This is a genomic window from Pseudaminobacter soli (ex Li et al. 2025) (assembly GCF_003012705.1).
GTDB classification, from domain to species: Bacteria; Pseudomonadota; Alphaproteobacteria; order Rhizobiales; family Rhizobiaceae; genus Pseudaminobacter; species Pseudaminobacter soli.
The window spans coordinates 1-5,719 of the sequence record NZ_PXYL01000046.1 but is presented as its reverse complement, the minus strand read 5'-3'; the positions used below and the strand labels follow the sequence as shown (position 1 = coordinate 5,719).

Annotated in this window: 10 protein-coding genes and 1 tRNA gene; 3 read left to right on the top strand and 8 right to left on the bottom strand. The window is 58.4% G+C overall.

What is annotated here, in order from left to right; translation table 11 throughout:
• Positions 1-798: 798 nt before the first annotated feature.
• The 3 genes from C7I85_RS30830 to C7I85_RS30025 form a co-directional block, all read right to left on the bottom strand.
• Positions 799-1,026 carry a hypothetical protein gene (locus C7I85_RS30830; RefSeq protein ID WP_146149022.1) on the bottom strand — a complete coding sequence of 76 codons (228 nt, stop codon included), beginning with the start codon at positions 1,024-1,026 and terminating at the stop codon, positions 799-801.
• A 91-nt stretch (positions 1,027-1,117) separates the two neighbouring features.
• A tRNA-Arg gene (locus tag C7I85_RS30030) sits at positions 1,118-1,194 on the bottom strand.
• Between the two features lie 274 nt (positions 1,195-1,468).
• Positions 1,469-1,729, bottom strand: coding sequence for a hypothetical protein (locus C7I85_RS30025; RefSeq protein ID WP_106727647.1), 261 nt, complete (start codon positions 1,727-1,729; stop codon positions 1,469-1,471).
• Between the two features lie 321 nt (positions 1,730-2,050).
• Here C7I85_RS30025 and C7I85_RS30015 point away from each other — a divergent pair, with 321 nt between their 5' ends.
• Positions 2,051-2,293 carry a hypothetical protein gene (locus C7I85_RS30015; protein ID WP_106727645.1) on the top strand — a complete coding sequence of 81 codons (243 nt, stop codon included), beginning with the start codon at positions 2,051-2,053 and terminating at the stop codon, positions 2,291-2,293.
• 60 nt (positions 2,294-2,353) lie between these two features.
• Here C7I85_RS30015 and C7I85_RS32120 read toward each other — a convergent pair whose 3' ends face one another.
• From C7I85_RS32120 to C7I85_RS30000, 4 genes are all read right to left on the bottom strand, one after another.
• Positions 2,354-2,479, bottom strand: a complete 126-nt coding sequence (locus C7I85_RS32120) for a hypothetical protein (RefSeq protein WP_280954433.1) — start codon at positions 2,477-2,479, stop codon at positions 2,354-2,356.
• A 381-nt stretch (positions 2,480-2,860) separates the two neighbouring features.
• Positions 2,861-3,073 (bottom strand): hypothetical protein, encoded by a 213-nt coding sequence (locus C7I85_RS30010; RefSeq protein WP_106727644.1) that lies wholly within the window; start codon positions 3,071-3,073, stop codon positions 2,861-2,863.
• Between the two features lie 77 nt (positions 3,074-3,150).
• Positions 3,151-3,384 carry a hypothetical protein gene (locus C7I85_RS30005; protein WP_146149020.1) on the bottom strand — a complete coding sequence of 78 codons (234 nt, stop codon included), beginning with the start codon at positions 3,382-3,384 and terminating at the stop codon, positions 3,151-3,153.
• 68 nt (positions 3,385-3,452) lie between these two features.
• Entirely contained in the window at positions 3,453-3,719 is a 267-nt protein-coding gene (locus C7I85_RS30000) for a DUF1883 domain-containing protein (RefSeq protein WP_106727642.1), read from the bottom strand.
• Between the two features lie 218 nt (positions 3,720-3,937).
• Between C7I85_RS30000 and C7I85_RS29995 the strand changes: the two genes are divergently transcribed.
• Entirely contained in the window at positions 3,938-4,339 is a 402-nt protein-coding gene (locus C7I85_RS29995) for a hypothetical protein (protein WP_146149019.1), read from the top strand.
• A gap of 488 nt (positions 4,340-4,827) precedes the next feature.
• Here the strand turns inward: C7I85_RS29995 and C7I85_RS29990 are convergent, their stop codons facing one another.
• Entirely contained in the window at positions 4,828-5,046 is a 219-nt protein-coding gene (locus tag C7I85_RS29990; RefSeq protein ID WP_106727640.1) for a hypothetical protein, read from the bottom strand.
• 42 nt (positions 5,047-5,088) lie between these two features.
• On the opposite strand from C7I85_RS29990, the gene C7I85_RS29985 reads away from it, so the two are divergent.
• Positions 5,089-5,719, top strand: a 631-nt coding sequence (locus C7I85_RS29985; RefSeq protein ID WP_106727639.1) for an N-acetylmuramidase domain-containing protein, incomplete at its 3' end; no start/stop codon positions are given.

The window sequence follows — 5,719 nt, the reverse complement described above, 5'->3', positions numbered from 1 at the left end:
TACCCCTCCAACCCCGCCTTTGGGATGCAGTGCTCCAAAATCGGCATCTGCTTATGGGCAACGACTTGCCGATGCAATGTGGCAAATCGAAGAGAAATGATTGGTACGGTGGCGAACGCCACGCGGTCGGCCAGAAGGAAAGCGTGTTACCGTCGAGCCTGCGCTGAAAAGCAGAAAACCCGCCGCCTCACAGAGACGACGGGCTGGCAACAGCTTCAGTAATTTAGCTCAATCTAAAGCGCGGGTCATGTCGGGCAGAATGGTGCCTTGAAATAGGAAAAGTCCGCCCCGGAAAACCGGAGCGGGCTCTTTTCCTTTGGAGAAGGAGCCGCAGGCCATGGAGACATTTAGACAGATCAGCGGCTATGCACAGATAGCCCTCCTTCCGTTAAACGTCACCATGGCAATACTTTGCGCTGGCCAAAAAGAATGGGTGAAGGCTGCAGGGTTTGGCGTCACGGCCGCCGTAGTCGCGTTTGCGCTACTTGCTGCCTAGTCTACCCGCGCGTTCGCGTCGTCCGCTGCTCGAAAGCCCTGTCAAGCCGCTCATGCAGCCCGTCGATGCGGCTGGCAACGCCTTCATTTCCCACGCCGTGTTTCGGCCGCTTGTTTGTCGCCGCATCTTGGGAGAAGTCATCGTGGGGGTCTGGCCCAGTGAGAGGCTGTAACTTCCACGCCGAGACGTCATAACGCGCCTTCTGTACCACGGTGATACCTCGATCAAACTGAGGATACACCTAATCGCGGGTCGGTCCCATCCCCGTGCGCCACGAGCGGAGATGCGGGCAGGTTCCCGAGCTAATGCGCGGAATAACGTGTCGATACAGGATCATTGATTTCGCGCTGCGTGGCGGCAATATTTCTAAGGCGCAGTGCTTTGATTATTGCGGCATCGCTTTCAAGAACCAGTATCTCACCGCCGAGATGCACCAAGCGAGTGCGGTCACCAAATGCTCTAAAGGTGACTATGTGATCGGAATTCAAGGTAATTGTCAGTCCATCACCACTGGTGAGCTGGATCCACATTGCACCGTCCTCCGCCAAAAAATTAGCGTGCGCCTTTAGTGGATTGCTGGCAATCCTACGTTGGCTCAAATCCGACCGCTGCAACAGACAGTGGTGCGCTCGACAGGGATTGAACCTGCAACCTGCGGATTCGAAGTCCGATGCTCTATCCAATTGAGCTACGAGCGCACGTTATCCTAACGGAATATGCCGTCCAAATGTGACCTGCAACCAGATCAGTCACGGCGGCATCGGCTTCCGCCTCAAGGCAATAGCTGATCCAGCGAGAGGAAGCGAGAGGCTACACGATCGGCTCGGACAACGACGGCCGGCCGGTCGATCCGCATCATCCGTGGAACCGATAGGTACAGCTGTTGCTCGTTGCGGCGCGCTATTCGATGCGGTGTACATCCGGTCGTCGCGCGGTAGTTTGCGGTGTTCGTCGCCTATACGCGTAGGGGAGTCAGTGGATCGTGTCACTCATATCGTCGAGGAAGGTGTTCATCCCTTCGCGCTCGACGGTGCGCAGGAATTCGTCGTAGGCGTCTTGGTCAGTCTCGAAGGGCTCTTCCCAGATCGTGGCGATGTCGTCGCCGTAAACGACTTCTAGGATCCAGACTGACTCACCCGTAGGCCGGAAGATCATGACCTCTACGGTGATCCCATCCTTGGTGAAATCACCGGAAAGAGGTGACAGCTCGGTCTCGTGATCTTCTTCAGTCATGCGGGTGCTCAGATGGTTCTTGCAGGCCAATCTAGCCATGTGGGAGCAGTCGGCAAGGCCGGCGGCAAGTGACGTTACTCTACCCCGGGAAGCCGTCCAACCTTTGCTGACGATTGTCTGGTGGCTGGCACAGAGCACGCAGCCCAAGCCAGAGACATACGTGGGGGGTGGGTCGAAAGTCTGGAGCCGACCGGCGCGGTGAGAGCGAGGATATTGCCGGCGACGACATGGTGATCAACTGTGAGGTCAATGATGTCGGCAGCACGCGCACGGTCGTCATGAAGCCTTGCGGTCGGCGGACATGAACCAAGGAAGCGAGCAATGGCCAGACAGTACGTCATCACCGAAGAAGAGATGATGTCCCTGATTGAGGGCTTGGAGCTTCGGAAGCTCAGGGACGGCAACGTCTGCGACCCGTTCCGCCACATGGATGATGCGTGGCGGAATCTCAGTGACAAAGAGAAGCAGAACATGCAGCCAGCCGTAGAGAGCCTCCACAAGGGCTTTCATTACGTCGTGGTTCGCTGGGCTCAGAAGATGGGTTTCGACGGCTACCGGAAATAGCCGTCCGCCATAGCGGTTGCTCGATGCTTCAGCGCTTGGCGGACGGGGATGCGATATGGGCTATATGCGGTCGGCAAATCTCTCACGCATGCCAGCGAGAAAATCGGCTGCTTCTGCTTCAATGACGCTGCCATACAGACCGCTCTTATTCAGCTTTTCGACAACGATTTCGTCCAGCATGGTCAAGGCGTCATCCCGTGAAAAGACGCCAGCACGCACCAAGCGTTCAAGTATAGCAACTGCGACGCTAAGCGCGGCCGACCCTATTGCCTCGCTGCTTACACCTACTGTCATGTCAGGTACCCCCCCTTCTAAAGTAGATGGAAAGCTAGAGCAGGTTCGATCGCAATCGGCAAGAAGATTGGCGGCCGGCCCATCGGGCGTCGAGTAGGGCGAACAGCAAAGTGAGTGCCGACTACTTAACGCTTGAAAATACCACGTAGATGGTGAGTGCAGAAAGCACGAGCAAGATAGTTACTTGAATGGTGAGCCGTCCACGGTGTTTCGACCAGCGGCCGTCTGTCATCCAAGTTGTCAGGCTGCCGAGAAGATCCAGAAGATCAAGCATCAGTACGCCAGCCCATCTGCGCCGCCTTGGCACGTGGGGCATTTCCGCAGCCAGATGTCGGAACCATTCGAGCCGAACTCATGCCCCTTCGGACACTGCAGCACGTAAACGACTTGAAGGTGGTCGTTGCCCGGCTGATCAGTCTTCTGAAGCACTCGGTTGCCGTGCTTGTTCACGTAGCCGATGGCCGTCGTGCCCTTGGATTTTGCCATGCCCGTCCTCCCAAACCCTCATCGTGAGAGCTTCGCCTAAGCCATTGCGTCGGGCAAGGGTGTGGAAGAGGGCTGGCCTATCTGCCTGCCTTCTCGCTGACGGCCTTCCATAGCCCGATAAGGAATGTTGCCCCGCCAACTGCGAATGTTGGCACGAAAAGACGCAACGCCTCCCAATCGTGCCACGCCAGTGTGAAGGTATTGCATCCTGTCGGGCTCATTCCGCAAGCGAACGCATTGAGGAGCCACCAACCGGCGAAGGTGGCGCCGAAAATAACTGCGCCGACGATCATGAGAATCACAGGTTTCATGCTTGCTGATAGCGCCAGGCGTCAAAACTGCAAAGTTCAGCGCGCTAGGTTAAGGCGGAGCTTGAGGCTCACGCTTTCATGTAATTGATGTTGTAGCGGATATTGGCACGCCCGCCACCTAGATCGATTACCGTGTTCCAGTGGCCATCACGGGGAATGGTCACCCTAGCAGGGAAACGCGTGAAATAGCCTCCGTAGTGGTGGAAGCTGCGTCCGTGACGGTAGTGCTGGAAACTGGCATCCTCCATGACCATGACGTTGCATTGGTGGGAACACTGGACGACGACAACGTCGCCGCTTTCTAGGTATTCGCGAGCGTGAATGAAGTCCGCCATCTTCCCCTCCTCATATTCATCGCAATCAAAGCAAAGGCTGCCAAGGGAGTCGAGTCCGCCTGGTGACCCACCCACCCCGTCGAGGGTCCTTCCTGGGTCAAAAGGCACTGCGGGGACGGCGGCAGCGCGGGCGTTTTTGGTATGACGTCATTATCTGGGATAACGTTGCCGGAATCGGCCCGACTACATCGCCGATGGGCGTCCGGGTCATTGATACATTGCGCCCGAACGCAGCTGGCGACAGTGCGGCTCTCCAGCGCTTCGGCGCAGCGACCAACTGGCAGGCCGTGGCCGAGACCGCGGCAGACGGGGATACGTCCTACGTCTACTCCGGCACGTCCGGAAATGTGGACCTCTACAACTTCGCCGATCTGGCCACGACGCCATCGGCTATCACGGCGGTGATCGTAAACAATCACGTTCGGGCCGAAGGCGCGGGTACGATAAATGTGCGTGCCAAGGCCAAGCGCTCGACCTCGACCGCAAACGGCGACACGATTGAGATTGCCGGTACTGCCTACCGTAATATCCAGCAGGCTTTCACGACTGACCCAAGCACCTCGGCCGCTTGGACTGCTGCCGGCGTCAACGCCGCGCAAATCGGGCTGGAAGTCGTCTAACACTTGCGGAAACCGGAAAGTGGTAGCCTTCGCCTAACACAAATGGACGTGCTGGCTTATCCTACGATCGCGTTGTGCCGCTCGGCATCTTTCGGCAACTATTAATCGCTGCCCCCCGAAGCAGCACGAGACTCGGAACCCGTCACTCGCCGCCCGTCAGCTGCAGACCGGATCCGGGTCTCGTCCCCTCATCGGCAAAACCGATCATAATCAACAAGGTGGCCCGACCTCCTGCAAGGCTAGGGGGTGTGGGGGCCTGCGAAAAGCCGGGCCTGCCTCGATTGGGTGAATCGAGGCTCGACATTCATAGCAGCGGCAAGATCGCAGCAGACGGACTCTTTCACAGAATTAACAGCAACAATCACGCCTCACAGCGGTCACAGTCGATTCCGTGGCATTCAGCTACGGCATGCCGACCGGTGCAATGAGGTAGATCGCGAGCAGAGCGACTAAGGCTATGCAAACCAAAAGCGCTATGCGGCGAGCGTTCATGATCTGACCGGCTCGATATTCATCATGTCGTCTCCGGTCGGTGCCCTGGCCGACATGTTCTTGCCGCCCATGAAGGCGACGGCCAAGAGAACGAATGCCATGACGATGATGAGCAGCGCCCAATAAAGCCATCTCTGCTTTGTCGGGTCTTCCCTGTCGCGGGGCGAGTTCTTCAGCACGACCGCAGCTCCAAGCTTGGTCGATTCTATCTCCAATCCTGAAATCTGCAATCACGCCTGACGGCGGGGAGAGAACGCATGTTCGACCAGCAGACTGTGAACGCGGTGCGGGCCCATGCCACGCGCCTGGCGATCGAGGAAGCCATGCTCTTCGCCGTGATCGAGATCGAGAGCGACGGGCGGACCTTCGAACTGATCAAGGGCCGCAAGGAGCCGCTCATCCGCTGGGAGGGTCACTACTTCGACCAGCGGCTGACCGGCGACGAGCGCGACGAGGCTCGCAGGAAGGGACTGGCCAGCCCGCGCGCCGGAGCGATCAAGAATCCGGCCTCGCAGGTCAAGCGCTGGCAGATGTTGACCGACGCCTCGCGCATCAACGCGCAAGCCGCCTACGAAAGCGCCAGCTACGGCGTCGGCCAGGTGATGGGCGCCCACTGGCAGAAGCTGCGGTTCGCCTCGATCGACGCGCTTGTCGCCAAGGCGCGCGAGAGCGTCGCCGGACAGGTCGAGATCATGGTGCGCTATATCGAGGCCTTCGGGCTGGTCGACGAATTGCAACGCAAGGACTTTTCCGCCTTCACCCGCGGCTACAACGGCCCGGCCGGCATCAAGGGCGGCTACCACCTCCTGATGGCCAAGGCCTACGCGAGCAAAACCGGCAAGGCTCTTGCCTCGGTCGCCTCTGGCATGCTGCGCATGGGCTCACAGG

Coding starts and splice junctions, on each gene's coding strand:
- C7I85_RS30010 (WP_106727644.1), bottom strand. CDS start 3,073: ATGGCAAAATCCAAGGGCACGACGGCCATCGGCTACGTGAACAAGCAC.
- C7I85_RS30015 (WP_106727645.1), top strand. CDS start 2,051: ATGGCCAGACAGTACGTCATCACCGAAGAAGAGATGATGTCCCTGATT.
- C7I85_RS30005 (WP_146149020.1), bottom strand. CDS start 3,384: ATGAAACCTGTGATTCTCATGATCGTCGGCGCAGTTATTTTCGGCGCC.
- C7I85_RS30025 (WP_106727647.1), bottom strand. CDS start 1,729: ATGACTGAAGAAGATCACGAGACCGAGCTGTCACCTCTTTCCGGTGAT.
- C7I85_RS30000 (WP_106727642.1), bottom strand. CDS start 3,719: ATGGCGGACTTCATTCACGCTCGCGAATACCTAGAAAGCGGCGACGTT.
- C7I85_RS30830 (WP_146149022.1), bottom strand. CDS start 1,026: ATGTGGATCCAGCTCACCAGTGGTGATGGACTGACAATTACCTTGAAT.